This is a genomic window from Micromonospora sp. CPCC 206061, from assembly GCF_036906915.1.
In the GTDB taxonomy this organism is placed as follows: Bacteria; Actinomycetota; Actinomycetes; order Mycobacteriales; family Micromonosporaceae; genus Phytohabitans.
Map to the genome: position 1 here is coordinate 173,978 of NZ_JBAKHX010000002.1, position 17,977 is coordinate 191,954.

The following is a 17,977-nucleotide window of genomic DNA, read 5'->3' on the forward strand; positions in this document are numbered from 1 at the left end:
GGGGATAGAGCGCTCCCAGCGCCCGGATCGGCGACCTTCTTGGTAAACCGACCCGGCGACCCCTGTTGCGCCAATCCCGTTTGGCTTAGCCTTCCGCCGGGGGCATTGTCCCCGGAGCTGCGGGTTGGGAGGGGACGCCGAAGATGATTCGTCGCGGATTCCCTCCTTCTGTCCGGAAACGCGCGCGGAGGAACGCCGGTTGGGGACCGGCGGTTCGGAGCGACTCGTGACGGCCGCCCGCGAGGGAACGGCCGGAGCGGGCCGTACCTTCGTGCTCACCCTGATCGTGCTCGTCGCGGCACTCTCCGCCGCCGTGGTCGGCCTGGTCACCCCGGCGGACGCCCCGCCGGCCGGTCCGCTTTCGCCGCTTAGCCGCCTCGGCATCGCAGCCGGCGTGATGGCGCTCGCCCAACTAGGCCGGCTGCGCCTCCGGGTGGCTTCGGGCCTGGTCAGCGTCACGTGGGGCGAGGCCGCGCTCATCATCGGCCTATACCTCGCGCCCGCCGGCTGGCTTCCGGCCGCCACCTTCGTGGGCGCTGGGCTCGCCTGGCTGCTGCTCTCGTTCTTCTCCGACCGCCGCACGCCCATCGAGATCGTCCACGTGACCGCCTCGCTGACCGTCGCGGTCGCGCTGGCCACCACGATCACCACAGCGTTCGGCGATCCGTTCAGGCAGCCGCTCAGCCCCGCGCTCGCCGGTGCCCTGGCACTCGGTGCGCTGACATACCTGCTGGTCACCGGCTGGCTGGCCGCGCTGACGCTGTCACTGCGGCACGGCCGCCCGATCGGGCCGCTGCTGCTCCGCGCGCTGCGCGGCAAGCTGCTGATGTTCGTCGGCAACGTGCTCGTCGGTCTCGTCGTGATCGCGATGCTCGACCGCGACCCGCGGTGGCTCCTGCTCCTGCCACCCGCGCTGTGGCTGCTCCAGCAGATGTACGGCCACCGGCTCCGCGCCGAAGAGGAGCGCCGCCTCTGGCAGGCGTTCGCCGGCGCCACCAGGGAGCTCAACCAGCTCGACGAGCGGGCCGTCGCGACCGCGGGCGTGGCCGGCGCGTTGACCCTCTTCGGTGCCGAGCGGGTCGTCGTCGAGGTGCTGCGGCCCGACGGTGGCCGCCGCCGATACCGGGGCGACGGCGTCTCAGCCCTCGAAGAGACCGACCTGCCGGCCCGCACCGCCGCCCGCGCGAGCGAAGCGAGCGCCGACCGGCAGGGCGCCGGCTCCGGCGACGTCGAAGAGGGTGACGAGGTCGAGGTGCGGCCACTCGCCGTCGGCGGCGTGCCGGTCGGCGACCTGCGGGTCCGCTTCACCCGACCGATCGAGCCGGACGCACGTGACCAGATGGCGCTGTCCGCGTTCAGCGACGCGCTGGCGTCCGCGCTGCACGACGCCGCGACGCACCGCCAGCTCCAGGTCCTGACCGACCGGGCACGGTACGAGGCCGTGCATGACCAGCTCACCAAGCTGGCCAACCGCGCGGCCCTGCTCTTGAAGGGCGACGCGGCGCTGCGGCGGCTCGACCGCGACACGCCGGTCGCCCTGCTCCTGCTCGACCTCGACCACTTCAAAGAGGTCAACGACACGCTGGGGCACGCCGCCGGTGACGACCTGCTACGCGCCACCGCCGCGCGGCTGGGCGCCCTGACCCACTCCGGCGAGCTGCTCGCCCGTCTCGACGGTGACGAGTTCGCCCTGCTAGTGACTGGGCTGGACGACAGCGAGTCGTCGATGCCGCAGGCGCTGCGCCGGGCCCGCAGGATCGTCGAGGAGCTGGCCGCGCCCACCGAGGTCGCCGGCGTGACGATGTCGGTCGAGGTGTCGGTCGGCGTGGTCGTGGCCGCTGCGGGCACCGCCGACATGGCTGAGCTGGTACGCCGCGCCGAAAACGCCATGTACCAGGCCAAGACCGGCGGCGACAGCGTCGCCTGGTACGACAGCGCCAAGGACGAGGCGAGCACCGACAGGCTGGCGCTGCTGGCAGAGCTGCGCGAGGCGCTCGAGTTCGACGACCAGCTCGTCCTCGCGCTCCAGCCCGCCGTCAACCTGAGCACCGGCGCGCCCACCGGCGTCGAGGCGCTGATCCGCTGGCGGCACCCGCGCCGGGGCGCGCTCAGCCCGGTCGACTTCGTCCGGGTGATCGAAGGCAGCGATCTGCTGGGGCCGTTCACCCGGTACGTCGTCGACAAGGCGCTCGCCGTGGCCGCCGAGTGGGCCGAGCACGGCATGGACGTGCCGATCTCGGTCAACCTGTCCGCCCGCAGCCTCCTCGACCCCCGCCTGCCCGCCGACATCGCCGAACTGCTGCGCCGGCACCGCGTGCCGGCACACCGGCTGGTACTGGAGATCACCGAGACGGTGGTGCTCAGCGAGCTGGAGATCATCGACGAGGTGCTCGGCGCCCTGCGCGACCTGGGCGTGCAGATCTCGGTCGACGACTTCGGCACCGGGTTCTCGTCGCTGACATTCCTGACCCGGATCCCGGTGGACGAGCTCAAGGTCGACCGGTCGTTCGTGCGCAAGATGGCCGACTCGCCAGAAGCCGCCGCGATCGTCCGCACCACCGTCGGACTCGGGCGCGAGCTCGGCCTCCGCGTGGTCGCCGAGGGCGTCGAGACCGCCGACCAGCGCGCCGCCTTGGCCGCACTCGGGTGCAGCGCCGCCCAGGGATACCACTTCTTCAAGCCGATGCCGGCCGACAAGATCGTGGCGGTGCTGCGCTCGCTGCTCGACTCCGCGCAGGCCCAGGTCTTCCCGCTCCGCGCAGACGGCGCGTCCTAGCACCGCCACCCCGATCCCGCCGATCAAGGGCAAATGCACGTGATTGGATCTCTTTTCCACGTGCGTTTGCCCTTGATCCATGCGGATCTCCCTGATCGACGTGGCGGATGGCCCCGGTTCGCCCGGCGTACGCGCTGCGGGGGCCGGCGCACGCTGCGCGCGCGCCCGGCGGCAGGACCATCGGCCTGGTCGGGTCGCCGGAGGGTCGGGCGACATCCCGAAAGTGCGGCATCGAGCGCGCGTTGAGGCCGCGCTTTCCCGTTGTTGCGCATGCGTCCGTGTCGCGTGCCTCCGTGGCGTCCGTCGGGCTCCGTGCCGCGTGCCTCCGTGGCGTCCGTTGGGCGCCGTGCCGTGCGTTCGCCCGCCCGGCCCCGCGTCGTCGATCAAGGAGATCCGCATGGATCAAGGGCAAACGCACGTGGAAAAGAGATCCAACCACGTGCATTTGCCCTTGATCGACGGGGCGGGGCCGCGCTGGCGCGCGGCCCGGGGGCGGGCGCGGCACGAGCGCGGCACGAGCGCGGGGCGGGCGCGGGGCGGGCGCGGTACAGCGCCGGGCGGGCGCGGGGCGGGCACCAGCGCGGACGGGCGTGGTGGGGAGGCGGTGGGTGCCGGCGGGGGAATCGCGGGGTGGAGGGTGTGGTGCTCGAGGGGGGTGGGCGGGATAGCTTCGCGGTATGGGCAACAGACTGGCTGACGCGACGAGCCCCTACCTGCTGCAGCACGCCGACAATCCGGTGGACTGGTGGCAGTGGAGTGCCGAGGCCTTCGCGGAGGCCAAACGGCGGGACGTGCCGGTGCTGATCTCAGTGGGGTATGCGGCCTGCCACTGGTGCCATGTCATGGCGCACGAGTCGTTTGAAGACGAAGCCGTCGGCCGGCTCATGAACGAGAACTTCGTGTCGATCAAGGTGGATCGTGAGGAGCGCCCCGACGTCGACGCGGTCTACATGACGGCCACGCAGGCGATGACCGGCCAGGGCGGCTGGCCGATGACGGTATTCGCCACCCCGGACGGCGAGCCGTTCTTCTGCGGCACCTACTTTCCGAAGGCCAACTTCGTCCGCCTCCTGGAGAGCGTCACCACGGCGTGGCGTGACCAGCGGGAAGGCGTCCTGAGGCAGGGCGCCGCCGTGGTGGAGGCGGTCGGCGGGGCGCAGGCGGTGGGCGGGCCGACGACGCCGTTGACGGCGGAGATCCTGGACGGCGCCGCCGACCAGCTGGCGAAGGAGCAGGACGAGTCGTACGGCGGTTTCGGCGGGGCGCCGAAGTTTCCGCCGCACATGAACCTGCTGTTCCTCCTGAGGCACCATCAGCGCACCAAGTCCCCAAATAGCTTGGAGACCGTGCGGCACACCGCCGAGGCGATGGCTCGGGGCGGCATCTACGACCAGCTCGCGGGCGGGTTCGCGCGGTACTCGGTCGACGCCACCTGGACGGTGCCGCACTTCGAGAAGATGCTGTACGACAACGCGCTGCTGCTGCGGGTGTACACGCACCTGTGGCGGCTGACCGGCGACGTGCTGGCCGCGCGGGTGGCCGCCGAGACGGCCGCGTTCCTGCTGGACGGGCTGGGCACGCCGGAGGGCGGCTTGGCGTCGGCGCTGGACGCGGACACGGACGGTGTCGAGGGCGCCACGTACGCCTGGACGCCGGCCCAACTACGAGAACAGCTCGGAGACGAGGACGGCGCGTGGGCGGCCGACCTGTTCGCGGTGACCGCCAAGGGCAGCTTCGAGCACGGCACGAGCGTCCTGCGCTTGGCGCGCGACATCGATGACGCCGACCCGGCGATCGTGGAGCGCTGGGAGCGGGTGCGGGCGCGGCTGCGTGCGGCACGCGACGAGCGTCCCCAGCCGAGCCGCGATGACAAGGTGGTCGCCGCGTGGAATGGGCTGGCCGTGACCGCGCTCGCGGAGCACGCCATGGTCACCGGCGACGAGGTGACGGCCGCCGCCGCGACGAAGATCGCCGAGGTGCTGGCCGAGCGGCACATCGTCGACGGGCGGTTGCGGCGGGTGTCGCGCGACGGCGTCGTGGGTGAGCCGGCGGGCGTGCTGGAGGACTATGGCGCGGTTGCCGAGGGCTTCTGCGCGGTGCACCAGTTGACCGGTGACGGGCGTTGGCTGGACCTGGCGGGGGAGCTGCTCGACACGGCGTTGGCGCGGTTCGCGGCGGACAACGGCGGTTTCTACGACACGGCCGACGATGCCGAGCAGCTGGTGACCCGTCCGGCCGATCCGACCGACAACGCGACTCCTTCGGGGCTGTCGGCGATGGCGGCGGCGTTGACGGCGTACTCGGCGCTGCGGGGGGAGCCGCGCTATCGGGAGGCGGCCGAGTCCGCCCTGGCAACCGTTGCGCCGATCGCGGCCCGGCACGCGCGGTTCACTGGGTACGCGGCGGCGGTCGGCGAGGCGCTGCTGTCCGGCCCGTACGAGATCGCGGTGGTGACCGGCGAGCCGGTGGCTGACGAGCTGGCCCGTGCCGCGTACAAGCACGCACCGCCCGGCGCGGTCGTGGTGGTCGGGGCGCCCGACCAGCCCGGTGTGCCGCTGCTCGCCGGCCGCCCGCTGCTCGCCGGCCGCCCGACGGCGTACGTCTGCCGGGGGTTCGTTTGCGACCGCCCGGTCACCACTAGCGGGGAACTCGTCGCACAGCTTCAGTAAATAATGGACATATACGCCTAATATCGGCCAATGGCCGGAATTGCTGGCACCTTTGGTACGCCCGAAAGTCCTCTGAAAGCACTCTCCGCCGCGCTCGCCCGCCGCGGGCCCGACGCGGCGACCTGGCACGCCGGTGGCGCCCGGCTGCTGGTGCGCGCCGCCATGCCGGCGGTGCACGAGCAGGACGGCATCGCCGTCGTGGTCGACGGGATCGCCGAGGTCAGCGCCCTCGCCGCCGGGTACACCGCGCGAGGCCCGGCCGCGCTGCTGGGCGGCGCCGAGCCGTACGCGCTGATCCTCGCCGACCCGGCCCGCGGCGGGCTGGTGCTGGCGCGCAACGGGGAGGGTCCGCCGCTCTACTACGCGGAGACCGCGACCGGGGTGTTCGCCGCGTCGGAGCCGGCGGGGCTGCTGGCCGCCGGGGTGGCCGCCGAGCCGGACGAGGGCGTGGTGTCGCGGTTCATCGCCACGGGCGCCTGCGACGACACCGCCGCCACGTTCTACGCGGGCATCCGGCGGGTGCTCCCCGGGGAGATCGTCGAGATCACCGGCGGTGTGCGTACCCGAAAGACAGCGACGGCGCGCGACGGCGGCGGACGCTTCGCGCGGCCCGTGCTGGACGCGGCGCTCGGCCGTGGCCGGATCGGCGTGCGCTTCGGGCACGGCCTTGCTGGCGCGGCCACCGTGGGCGCGGCGCTCGCCGGCGCGGGCATACCCCGGCAGCTGACGATCTACTCAGCGACGTTCCCCGGGCTCACGACGGCGGCGGCCGACTACGCCGCGGCGGTCCTCGGACCGGTCGCGATCAGCGGCGCGCGGCACCGCGCCCAGCCGTTCTTCGCCGACGAGCTGGACCTCGACGCGCTCCTCGCCGACCTGGGCGAACCGGTCCCCGACCTCGACAGTTACCTCATCTGGGCGACCGCCCGCGCGACCGCTGGCGAGGTCGACACGCTGATCGACACAGCCGGCGGCGGCGCGCACCTGGCCCGTATCGCGGACCGCTTGGAGAGCCGCTACGGCGTCACCGTGCGCTTCCCGCTGCGCGCGCTCGCCTCGACCGGCCCGGTCCTGCGCGCCGAACTCGCGGCGATCGTCGAGGGCACGCTCCCGACCGCGGCGGCACGGTTCGCCACCGGCAACGCCGCGCACAGCCTCCAACCGCCGATGCGTGACCTGCTCCTGCGCATGCGCGCCGAACTGGCCGCCGCGGTGCTCCATCCGCGCCTGCCGGCCTCGCAGCGCGCCGCCCGGACCGCGCTCGCCGCGCTCTTCGCTGACGGCCAGGTCGACACCGGCGCGCTCTTTCGCCGGTACATGGTGGAGCGCTGGCTTCGTTCGGTCGCGCCCACCGAGCCGCCCCGTCCCGCGCCCAAGGCCGAGAAGCGTGCCGGTGGCGCGACCTGGACCCGTTCGGCGGTGACCACGGAGGCTTTCGCCAGCGGCGACAAGCTGCCCGAGAAGATCGCCTGGTACGTCGGCGAGCGGCTGGCCGAGGCGGGCCGCAAGGCGTACCGGGAAAAGTGGTGCGTGCTGGTCGCGGCCCGGCCGGTCGCGGTCGTGCAGGGTCGTGCGCGCCCGGTCTGGGACATCCGGCCCGGCCCTCTGGCGCGGGCGCTGCACCGCTTCGCCCGGCCGTCGGCCGGGCTCGACAGCCCATGGACGGCGCAGGTGGCGGTTGAGCAGGTCGGCCCGCTGCGGGCCGCGTTCGGTCCAGCCGCTTCGCATGGCGTACGCGGACCCGCCGTCGACGCCGTGGCGGTGATACTGCCTCCCGAGTACCCCGATCGGGTGGCCGCCGACATCCTGGCGGCTCTGCGCACGACGCTGCCCGAGGAGGCGTACGCCACCCTGGCGGGTTGCGCGATCGCGGGTTCGGCCGGCGTGCTGGCCGTCGCGGGCGACCTCGACCGCGAGACCGCCGAGGCGCTGTGCGCGGACGATCCGTTCCCCGTGGGCGGGCCGATCGTCCTGGCGTTCAGCGCCCCACCAGCGCGAAAGGGAGGCCGTCCTCGTACGAGGGGCAAAAAGTGAGCGCGCGGGTGGCTTTCAGTGCGCGAGCCTCCCGAGCGGAGCCAGGGCAGACGCAGACTAGGCTGGCGGCCGAAATGGATACCCGTACCGGTCTGCCTGTTGTCGGCATGGTGGGCGCCGGGCAGCTTGCCCGGATGACGCACCAGGCCGCGATCGCCCTTGGCCAGTCCCTGCGCCTCCTCGCCGCCGCGCCAGACGACGGTGCCGCCCTGGTGGCCGCCGACGTGCAGTTCGGCGACCACACCGACCTGGCGGCGCTGCGCACGTTCGCGAAGGGCTGCGACGTCGTCACGTTCGACCACGAGCACGTCCCCACCGCCCATATCCGGGCGCTCGCCGCCGAGGGCGTCACGCTGTACCCGGGCGCCGACGCGCTGCTGTACGCGCAGGACAAGCGGGCGATGCGGGAGCGGCTGAGCGCGCTCGGTGCCCCGGTGCCGCGCTGGCGTCCCGACGCCACCGACCTTGCCTCCTTTGGCGACGAGGTCGGCTGGCCGGTCGTCGCGAAGGCGGTACGCGGCGGGTACGACGGCCGAGGCGTGTGGATGCTCGACGCCGGCGCGCCTCCGCCTGATGGGGTCGAGCTGATCCTCGAAGAGCGCGTGCCGCTGCGCCGCGAGCTGGCGGTACAGGTGGCTCGCTCGCCGTTCGGCCAGGTCGCCGCGTATCCGGTGGTCGAGACGGTGCAGCAGGACGGTATCTGCGTCGAGGTGCTGGCGCCGGCGCCTGGGCTGCCCGAGGAGCTGGCCGTGGCCGCCCAGCAGCTTGCGATCGACATCGCGACGGCGCTCGGTGTGGTGGGCATGCTCGCCGTGGAGCTCTTCGAGGTCGACGGTGGTCTGGTCGTCAACGAGCTCGCGATGCGCCCGCACAACTCGGGCCACTGGACGATCGAGGGCGCCCGCACGTCGCAGTTCGAGCAGCATCTGCGCGCGGTCCTCGACTACCCGATGGGCGACACCACGCTCACCGCACCGGCTGTCGTGATGGCCAACGTGCTCGGCGGCGAGCCGGGCGGCATCGGCATCGACGAGCGGCTGCACCATCTCTTCGCCGCCGACCCGGGCGTCAAGGTGCACATGTACGGCAAGCAGGTGCGCCCCGGCCGGAAGATCGGGCACGTGACGGCGCTCGGCGACGATCTGGACGAGGTACGCGCCCGCGCCCGGCGGGCCGCCCGTTGGCTTCAGGAGGGTCAGTGACCATGCTAGTGGGCTGCGCATGACTGTCGGTGTGATCATGGGAAGCGACTCGGACTGGTCGACGATGAAGGCGGCCGCCGAGGCGCTCGACGAGTTCGGGGTGCCCTATGAGGCCAAGGTGGTCTCGGCCCACCGGACCCCGGTCGCGATGATCGAGTACGGCCAGGAAGCCGCCGCGCGGGGCCTCAAGGTGATCATCGCGGGCGCCGGGGGAGCGGCTCACCTGCCGGGGATGGTCGCCTCGGTCACCTCGCTGCCGGTGATCGGCGTGCCGGTGCCGCTCAAGTACCTCGACGGCATGGACTCGCTGCTGTCGATCGTGCAGATGCCGGCCGGCGTGCCGGTCGCCACGGTGTCGATCGGCGGTGCTCGCAACGCCGGCCTGCTCGCCGTGCGCATCCTCGCGGCGTCCGACGAGGGGCTGCGCGCCAAGATCGACGAATTTCAGCTGAGCCTGGTGCGTCTGGTGGAGGAGAAGAACGCGGCGCTGCGCGCGTCAGTCGACTAGCTCGGGCGCCTGCGGCTGGCGGGGCGCCACCTCGAGCTGCGGTGGTGTGACCAGCTCGTCGCCGGACACGCCCAGCTCGGCGAGCTTGCGGGCGCTGACCAGCACCCGTGCCTCCAGCGAGCCGACCGCCTTGTTGTACGCCGTTACCGCCCCGCCCAGCGAGCTGCCGAGCTTCGACACGTGATCGCCCAGTGTGGACAGTCGCCCATACAGCTCGCGTGCCAGCGTGTGCACCGCCAGCGCGTTGCGGGCCAGCGCCTCCTGCCGCCACGCGTACGCGACCGTGCGCAGCAGCGCTATCAGCGTTGCCGGGGTCGCCAGCACCACGTTGCGGGCGAACGCGTGCTCCAGCAGCGCCGGATCGCGCTGTAGTGCCGCGTCGAGGAACGGGTCGGCCGGCACGAAGAGGACCACGAACTCTGGGGACTGGTCGAACGCGGTCCAGTAGGACTTCGCGGCCAGCGCGTCGACGTGCCCGCGCAGGTGCCGGGCGTGGGCGTCGAGGTGCGTGTCGCGCCCGCGCTCGTCGCGCGCCTCCATCGCGGCCAGGTACGCCTCGAACGGCGCCTTGGCGTCCACCACGACGGACCGCCCGCCGTGCAGCCGCACCACCAGGTCCGGGCGCACCACCTGGTGGTCGGTCGAGGCGGTCACCTGCTCGCCGAAGTCGCAGTGCTCCAGCATCCCCGCCGCCTCGACGATCCGCCGGAGCTGGTGCTCGCCCCACCGCCCCCGTACCTGCGGCGCGCGCAGAGCCGCCACGAGCTGCTTGGTCTCGGTGCGCAGCTCACCGGAGACCACCGACATCGAGCGCACCTGCTCGCGCAGTTCCGCGTACGCGTCGACGCGTTCCCGTTCCAGCTCGGCGACCCGCTGCTCGTATCGCCGCAGCGTCTCGTGCAGCGGTGCGATCGCCCGCGCGACCGCCTCCTGCGACTGCGCGGTGGACTCGTACGACAGGGCGCGCATCGACTGCTCCAGCCGCCCCTCACCCTCGCGGGTGGCGCGGAGCGTCGCGTCGAGCCGGGCCAACTCGGCACCGGACCGGGCGCGGGCGGCGAGCCAACCCACCGCCCCACCGGCGAGAAGGCAGACAATCACCACGGCCAGCGTCGAAAGGTCCACGTCAGGTAGCTTGCCAAACAATTACGACAGACAGCCGCGGGTACCGTCGGAGTCATGGAACTGATCCTGCTGGTTCTCCTGATTGTCCTGGTCATCGGCGGGGGCCTGTGGTGGAGCCGGATGAGCGCGGCGCGCCGGGAGCGCGACCTGGCAGACGCTCGCGCCGAGGCCCAGCGGTGGTACGAGCGGCTCGGTGGGCAGGTGATGAACCTCCAGGGCAGCGAGCCGGCGGTGCGGCAGGCGCTCGTCGACGCGGGTGAGCGGTACACGGCCGCCGGCAGTCAGCTCGAGCAGGCGCGCACCGTGCGGCAGTACGCGCTGGCACGGGAGACGGCGCTGGAGGGGCTCGCCTATGCCCGCGCCGCCCGGATCGCCCTGGGCATCGACCCTGGACCCGACCTGCCGCCGCTCGCCGCGGCGCAGGGCGTCGGCCACCTCACCAAGGAGCGCGAGGTCGCCGTGCAGGGCCAGCACTACAAGGCGGGCCCGCAGCCGGGCTCCGACACGCCGTACTACTACCCGGGCGGCCGGGTGCAGGGCCGGCCCGTGCCCGCGGGCTGGTATTCGCAGCCTCTGTGGAAGCCGGCGCTGGCCGGTGCCGTGGGTGTGGTCGGTGGTCTCTTGATCTTCGACGCGCTGTTCTCGCCCGCGTTCGCCGACCCGGGGTATGGGTTCGACGCCGGGTACTCGGAGGGCTTCCAGGATGGCGCGGCCCAGGGCGACGGCGGCGATTACGGCGGCGACATGGGCGGCGCCGATTACGGCGGCGGCGACTTCGGTGGCGGCGACTTCTAGCCTGCCGGCGTAGGAAGAGTAGGGCTAACCGGATGGCCGCGCGCCCGCCGCGGCGGCATATTCGTCAGCGTGAGCGTTGAGACCGAGGCGATGACGATAAGGCGACCGGGGCGGGCATGGCTCGCCGGCGCGGTGGGTGCGGCGGTCGGCGTCGCGGGGTTGACCAGCACCGCCCAGGCCGCCGGGCACTTCCACTGGTGGGCCAACTTCATCGTGGTGCCGGGGGCGCTGATCGCGGCGTCCGGCGCGGTGCTGCTCGCGCAGGGGCGAGGCACCGGCAAGGGCCTGCTCGGGTACGTGACCGCCTGCGTCGGTGCGCTCGTCTTCACCGTCGGGGCGCTGCTGATGGTCGGCAAGATGAGCGACGGCTGGCCGTTGATGATCAGCCTGCCGGCGCTGGCGGTCGCCGGCACGTACGCGTGGCGCCCGGAGCACCCGCTGGTACGCGCCTTCCACCGCATGATCGCCTCGCTGGCAGTTGCCGGCGCCGTGCTCGGTGCCACGTTCCTGCTGATGAACGCCGACGCGATCGACCTTGAAGGCGACTGGTGGGGCTGGTTCATGATGCTCGGGGCGGTGCTGGTGGCCCTGAACGGCCTGGAACTTCTGCGGCACCGGATCGAGTACCGCCTACAGGCCGTGACTCTCGCCATCGGCCCGGCGGCATTCGTCTTCCTCTTGGGCCTGCGCATGGCAAGGGGCGACTGGCCCTACTAACCGCGATCAAGGCGTCGTCCAAGTCGCTCCCGCAACTTGAGCGACGCCTTGACCACGGGCTAGAACGCGCAGGCGACGACCAGGGTCGGCGTGCGGTCGGGGAGCATGTCGAGCTTGCCGATCCGGCCCGCCGAGCGGAAGTCGCCCGCGACCAGCGCCAGCTTGTCGAGCAGCTCGGCCGGCCCCAGCGCCTCGGCGAGCGGCACGTCCGCGCGCATCGAGAGCCGGCGCTCGGACTTGGCCCGCCGCACCTGGGTCAGCGCCTCGCCGGCCACCCGAAGCAGCTCCGGGTCACCGCCGCTGGGCACCTCGTACACCGACGGCCACGGCGAGCGGTGCACCGACCCGTACCGCCACCACGACCACACCTCCTCGGTCACGTACGGCAGGACCGGTGCGAACAGCCGCAACTGCACCGAGAGCGCGGTGGCGAGCGCCGCACGGGCGGAGTCGGCGGCGGCGCCGGTGCCGTACGCGCGCTCCTTCACCAGCTCGATGTAGTCGTCGCAGAACGTCCAGAAGAACGACTCCGTCGCCTGCAGGGCGCCCGTGTGGTCGTACCCGTCGAATGCGGCGGTGGCGCTTGTGACGACGCTGGACAGGACCGCGAGCATCGACTGGTCGAGTGGTTCGGTGACGGGTGCCCGCAGCGCGTCGGCGGCGCCCAGGCCCAGCGCGAAGCGGGACGCGTTGAGCAGCTTGGTCGCGAGCCGCCGGCCGACCTTGATCTGGCCCGGGTCGTAGGCCAGGTCGGTGCCCGGGCGCCCGCTGGCCGCCCAGTACCGGACCGCGTCCGAGCCGTGCTGTTCCAGCAGGCCCATCGGGGTGACGACGTTGCCCTTGGACTTCGACATCTTCTTGCGGTCGGGGTCGAGGATCCAGCCCGACAGCACGGCGTCGCGCCACGGCAGTGTGGCGTGCTCCAGGTGCGCCCGCACCACGGACGAGAAGAGCCAGGTGCGGATGATTTCCTGCCCCTGTGGCCGCAGGTCCATCGGGAAGACCCGCTCGAACAGGTCCGGATCGGCCTCCCACCCGCTCACGATCTGCGGGGTGAGTGACGAGGTGGCCCAGGTGTCCATGACGTCGGGGTCGCCGATGAACCCGCCCGGACGTCCACGGTCGGGCTCGGTAAATCCATCCGGTATGTCCGAAGATGGGTCGATTGGTAGCCGTGACTCATCGGGTGTGAGAGGGTGGGAGTGGTCCGGCTCGCCAGCGTCGTCGAGCCGGTACCAGACCGGGATCGGCACCCCGAAGAAACGCTGCCGGCTGATCAGCCAGTCGCCGGTGAGGCCGCCCACCCAATGCTCGTACCGGTGGCGCATGTGCTCCGGCACCCACCGCAGCTCCCGCCCGCGGGCCAGTAGCGCCTCCCGCAGGTCGAGGTCGCGGCCGCCGTTCCCGATGTACCACTGCCGCGAGGCTACGATCTCCAGCGGCTGGTCGCCGCGCTCGTAGAACTTCACCGGATGGGTCACCGGGCGGGGCTCGCCGACCAGGTCGTCGCCGAGAACTTCGACGATCGCTCGCCTGGCCTGATTGGCCGTCAGGCCGGCCAGCGGCGCGTACGCGGCGGGCGGCACGCCAGCGGGCGCCTCGGCCACCAGCCGCCCGTCGCGCCCGATCACCACGCGGGTGTCGAGCCGCAGCTCCCGCCACCACGTCACGTCGGCGAGGTCGCCGAACGTACACACCATCGCGATGCCGGTGCCCTTGTCCGGGTCAGCGAGCGGGTGGGCGTGCACCGGCACCTCGACGCCGAAGACAGGCGTGCGGGCCGTGCGTCCGACGAGATCGGCGTACCGCTCGTCGGACGGGTGACACACCAGCGCCACGCACGCGGGCAGCAGCTCGGGCCGGGTGGTCTCGATGTGCACGTCGCCGGACGGGCCGTGGAACCGCAGCCGGTGGTAGGCGCCCGGGCGCTCCCGGTCTTCCAGCTCCGCCTGCGCCACGGCGGTGCGAAACCCGACATCCCACAGCGTCGGCGCCTCAGCCGTGTACGCCTCGCCGCGCGCCAGGTTGCGCAGGAACGCCCGCTGCGACGCGGCCCGCGCACGCGCGCCGATGGTCGTGTACGTCATGGACCAGTCCACCGACAGGCCCAGCCGCCGCCAGAGCGCTTCAAAGGCGCGCTCGTCTTCGGCGGTCAGCCGCTCGCACAGCTCGACGAAGTTGCGCCGCGAGATGGGCTGCGCCCCAGACCCGCGCGTGGGCTCCCACGACGGGTCGTACGGCAGCGACGGGTCGCAGCGGACCCCGTACACGTTCTGCACCCGCCGCTCGGTGGGCAGGCCGTTGTCGTCCCAGCCCATCGGGTAGAAGACCGCCTTGCCGCGCATCCGCTGGAAGCGCGCGACGGTATCGGTGTGCGTATATGAGAAAACGTGCCCGACGTGCAGCTCGCCCGATACCGTCGGCGGCGGAGTGTCGATCGAAAACACATCGCCGCGGGACTTGTCGCGCGGAAATGTGTACGTGCCCTCCTCTTGCCAACGCTGTGCCCACTTCTCCTCGACTCCGTCGAGGGTGGGGCGCTCGGGTAGCCCAATCATGCGTCGATGCTACGGAGAGATCACCCCCGGCGGCACGTCGTTATACGAGGCTGTCGCGCCACTGAGTGTGTAGGAGGGCGTAGCGGCCGCCGGTCGCGATCAGCTCCTCGGGTGGGCCGTCCTCGACGATCCGACCGGCGTCGAGCACCAGCACCCGGTCGGCGATCTCCACAGTAGACAGCCGGTGCGCGATGACGATCGCCGTGCGCTCGCTCAGGATCGTGCGCAGCGCGCGCTGCACCAACCGCTCGCTGGGCACGTCGAGTGACGATGTGGCCTCGTCGAGGATCAGCACGGTCGGGTCGGCGAGGAACGCCCGCGCGAAAGCCACGAGCTGCCGCTGCCCCGCCGAGAGCCGCCCGCCGCGGCGGTGCACGTCGGTGTCGTACCCGTCGGGTAGCGCCGCGATGAAGCCGTGCGCGCCGATCGCCCGCGCCGCGGCGGCAACCTCGTCGTCGGTGGCGGTCGGTCGCCCGAACCGGATGTTGTCGGCGATGCTCCCGGAGAAGAGGTGGTTTTCCTGGGTGACCATCACGACCGCGCGGCGCAGGTCGGCGTCGGCCACGTCGCGCAGGTCGACGCCGTCGAGCGCGACCGATCCCGTCACCGGGTCGTAGAACCGGGCCACCAGCTTGGCGATCGTGGACTTGCCGGCGCCGGTCGCGCCGACGAGCGCCACCGTCTGGCCCGCGGGGATGTGCAGGTCGAGGGTGGGCAGGATCGGCTGGTCGGGCCGGTAGTGAAAGGTCACCGCCCGGAACTCCAGGGCGCCGCCTCCGCCGGGCGGCAGCGCCACGGGCCGCGCGGGCTCCGGCACCGCCGGCTTCTCGTCGAGTACTCCCGAGAGCTTCTCCAGGGCGGCGGTGGCCGACTGGAGCGAGTTGTAGAACTGGCTCAGCTCCTGCATCGGCTCGAAGAACCGCCGCAGGTACAGCAGGAAGGCTGCCAGCACGCCGATCTCGGTGCGGCCGTGCATGACCAGCCAGCCGCCGTACGTGAGGATGACCGCGATCGTGATGTTGCCGATCACCTTGATGCCCGGCGAGTACGTGGCGATGAGGCGGAACGCGCGCAGGTTGGCCCGGCGGTAGTCGTCGTTGACCTTCTCGAAGATCTGCTGGTTGCGCGGCTCGCGGCGGAACGCCTGGACGGCCCGGATGCCGCCGAGCGACTCGACGAAGTGGACGATCACCAGGGCGACCGCCTCGCGGGTGCGGCGGTAGGCGCGGGCCGAGGCGCGGGCGAACCATCGCGAGAGCCACAGCAGGAACGGGAACGCCAGCAGCGTGACCGCCGCGAGTGGCGCGTCGAGCCACAGCAGGATGCCGGCCACCGACAGCACCGACAGCCCGGCGAGCACGAGGTCGTCGATGCCGCCGTCGGCCAGTTCGGCAATCGAGTCCATGTCGCTCGTGAGCCGCGCCACGACGCGGCCCGACGTGTATCGCTCGTGGAAGCTGATCGATAGGTGCTGGAAGTGGTCGTACACCCGCTGGCGCAGGTCGAGCAGGACGGCCTGGCCGATACGCGCGGAGAGCACCAGGAAACCCCGCTTGCCGATGTACTCGGCGATGGTCGCGGCGAGGAACGCGGACGCGATCGCGATGAGCGGGGCGGCGTTGCCGTCGTCGCGCAGCGGCGGGATGGCGCTGTCGATGCCGAGCATGACCAGGTACGGGCCGGCCATGCCGGCGGCGTTCTGCAACAGCAGCAGCCCGACGGCGACCGTGAGCAGCCTGCGGTGTGGCCGGATCAGTGAGGCGAGCAGCGTCCGGCTGCGGGCGCGCAGGCGGACCACCGAACCGGTCTCCGCAACCGTCTGCTCGGCTACCTGGTCGGGCGCGATGCCCCGCCAGCTATCGGCTGACGACATCGTCGACCTCGGCGGAGGCGGAGAGCGCCGCGCGGTACGCGGGAACGTCGCTGAGCAGCTCGGAGTGGGTGCCGATCGCGACGATCTCGCCACCGGCCAGCAGTGCGACCCGGTCGGCGAGCGCCACGGTGGACGGCCGGTGCACCACCAGGAGCGCGGTGGTGCCGTGGAGCACCCGGGCGAGCGCGTCTTCGACCAGCGCCTCGGTGTGCACGTCGAGCGCCGAGAGCGGGTCGTCGAGCACGAGTACCCGGGGCCGGCTGACCACCGCCCGGGCGAGCGCGAGCCGCTGGCGCTGGCCGCCGGACAGCGACAGGCCCTGCTCGCCGATCCGGGTGTCGAGCCCCCACGGCAGGTCGTACACGAAGCCCGCCTGCGCCACCGCGAGCGCCTCGGCGATCTCGTCGTCGGCGGCCTCGTGGCGCCCGAGCGTGAGGTTTTCCCGCACCGACATGGAGAAGAGCGTCGGCTCCTCGAAGGCCATGCCGACCAGCCGGCGCAGCGAGGTGAGCTTGATGTCGCGGATGTCGCGGCCGTCGAGCGTGATGCGACCGCCACTGACGTCGTACAGGCGGGGCGCGAGCGATACCAGGCTGGTCTTGCCCGAGCCGGTGGCGCCGACGATGGCGAGCGTCTCGCCCGGCCGCACGTCGAGGTCGATGCGGCGCAGCACGGGCGCGCTGGTGCCCGGGTACGTGAACGACACGCCCTCGAACCTCAGGTGCCCCTCGGCCTCCTGGACCGCGACCGCACCCGGCCGATCCACGATGGACGGTGCGGTGTCGAGCACGTCGTGGATGCGGTCGGCGGCGGTCATCGCCTCCTGCGCGTTCGCGATGATCCAGCCCAGCGACTCGATCGGCCAGATCAGCATGAGCTGGAGCGACACGAACGCGACCAGCTCGCCGAGCGTCATCGCGCCGCGTGCGACCGAGACCGAGCCCGCGACCAGCACGATCGCAAGCGTCAGGTTGGGCACCAGGTCGAACCGCGCCGAGCTGAGCGCCAGCAGCCGGCCCTTACCGATCGCGGTGTCGTGCAGGCGGCGCGCCTCGCGACCGAACCGGTTGGCCATGTGCGGTCGACGACCGAACGACTTGATCGTGCGTAGGCCCTGCGCCGACTCCTCGACGAGCGTGGCGACGTCGCCGAGCTCGTCCTGCATCCGTCGGGAAGCCGCGATGTAGTGCCGGGAGAAGTGCCTGCTGAGCAGGAAGAGCGGCACGCCGCTGGCGGCCACCAGCAGCCCGAGCGGCCAGCGCAGGTGGATCAGCAGCGCCACGACAGTGACGTACGTGGCGGTGTTGACGATCAGGAACACCAGCCCGAACGACAGGAACCGCCGGATCACCGACAGGTCGGCGGTGATGCGCGAGAGGAGCTGTCCGGTCTGCCACTGGTCGTGGAACGAGATCTGCAGCCGCTGGAGGTGGGCGTAGAGCTCGTTGCGGATCGCGGTCTCCATGCCGAGCGCGGACGCCGCCTGGGTCCATCGCCGGATGAAGATGAGGCCGGCCTCGATGAGGCCGAAGACCGCCGCGAGCGCGCCGAGCTGCCACAGGCCGACCGGGTCGCGGTGGGCGATCGGGCCGTCGACGACCTGCGCGACGACCAGCGGGACGGCGATGCTGGCGCCCGTCGCGGCGAACGCGGCGAGCACCAGCCACACCATCTGGCCCAGATAAGGGCGGACATAACGACGGATTCGCCACAGATTGTG

At 72.2% G+C, this 17,977-nt stretch carries 11 protein-coding genes; 7 read left to right on the plus strand and 4 right to left on the minus strand.

Translation table 11 applies throughout. The features are described from left to right. The first annotated feature begins 226 nt into the window (after positions 1 to 226). From V6V89_RS03155 to purE, 5 genes are all read left to right on the plus strand, one after another. The gene (locus V6V89_RS03155) at positions 227 to 2,776 is read left to right on the plus strand and encodes an EAL domain-containing protein (RefSeq protein ID WP_334617378.1); all 2,550 of its coding nucleotides are present in this window, start codon (positions 227 to 229) and stop codon (positions 2,774 to 2,776) included. Between the two features lie 677 nt (positions 2,777 to 3,453). After that, entirely contained in the window at positions 3,454 to 5,445 is a 1,992-nt protein-coding gene (locus tag V6V89_RS03160; protein WP_334617379.1) for a thioredoxin domain-containing protein, read from the plus strand. A 30-nt stretch (positions 5,446 to 5,475) separates the two neighbouring features. After that, a complete protein-coding gene (locus tag V6V89_RS03165) occupies positions 5,476 to 7,479 on the plus strand; it encodes a hypothetical protein (RefSeq protein WP_334617380.1) in 2,004 nt (667 codons plus the stop codon). A gap of 74 nt (positions 7,480 to 7,553) precedes the next feature. After that, entirely contained in the window at positions 7,554 to 8,681 is a 1,128-nt protein-coding gene (locus V6V89_RS03170; RefSeq protein ID WP_334617381.1) for a 5-(carboxyamino)imidazole ribonucleotide synthase, read from the plus strand. Between the two features lie 19 nt (positions 8,682 to 8,700). Next, positions 8,701 to 9,189, plus strand: coding sequence for a 5-(carboxyamino)imidazole ribonucleotide mutase (gene purE, locus V6V89_RS03175; RefSeq protein WP_334617382.1), 489 nt, complete (start codon positions 8,701 to 8,703; stop codon positions 9,187 to 9,189). On the opposite strand, the gene rmuC is transcribed toward purE, so the two are convergent. Beyond that, positions 9,178 to 10,314: a DNA recombination protein RmuC gene (gene rmuC / locus V6V89_RS03180; protein ID WP_334617383.1), complete on the minus strand. Its 1,137-nt coding sequence runs from the start codon at positions 10,312 to 10,314 to the stop codon at positions 9,178 to 9,180. The two genes, purE and rmuC, sit on opposite strands and share 12 nt — an antisense overlap. A gap of 54 nt (positions 10,315 to 10,368) precedes the next feature. Between rmuC and V6V89_RS03185 the strand changes: the two genes are divergently transcribed. Further along, positions 10,369 to 11,109: a hypothetical protein gene (locus V6V89_RS03185; RefSeq protein WP_334617384.1), complete on the plus strand. Its 741-nt coding sequence runs from the start codon at positions 10,369 to 10,371 to the stop codon at positions 11,107 to 11,109. Between the two features lie 69 nt (positions 11,110 to 11,178). After that, the gene (locus tag V6V89_RS03190; RefSeq protein WP_334617385.1) at positions 11,179 to 11,826 is read left to right on the plus strand and encodes a hypothetical protein; all 648 of its coding nucleotides are present in this window, start codon (positions 11,179 to 11,181) and stop codon (positions 11,824 to 11,826) included. Positions 11,827 to 11,885: 59 nt separating this feature from the next. On the opposite strand, the gene valS is transcribed toward V6V89_RS03190, so the two are convergent. The 3 genes from valS to V6V89_RS03205 are packed head-to-tail and all read right to left on the minus strand — an operon-like array spanning position 11,886 to position 17,929. Continuing rightward, entirely contained in the window at positions 11,886 to 14,384 is a 2,499-nt protein-coding gene (gene valS, locus V6V89_RS03195; protein WP_334617386.1) for a valine--tRNA ligase, read from the minus strand. A gap of 40 nt (positions 14,385 to 14,424) precedes the next feature. Then, positions 14,425 to 16,257 carry an ABC transporter ATP-binding protein gene (locus V6V89_RS03200; RefSeq protein WP_334617387.1) on the minus strand — a complete coding sequence of 611 codons (1,833 nt, stop codon included), beginning with the start codon at positions 16,255 to 16,257 and terminating at the stop codon, positions 14,425 to 14,427. After that, entirely contained in the window at positions 16,241 to 17,929 is a 1,689-nt protein-coding gene (locus tag V6V89_RS03205; protein ID WP_334617388.1) for an ABC transporter ATP-binding protein, read from the minus strand. Before V6V89_RS03205 ends, V6V89_RS03200 begins: the two co-directional genes overlap by 17 nt. Positions 17,930 to 17,977 lie beyond the last annotated feature (48 nt).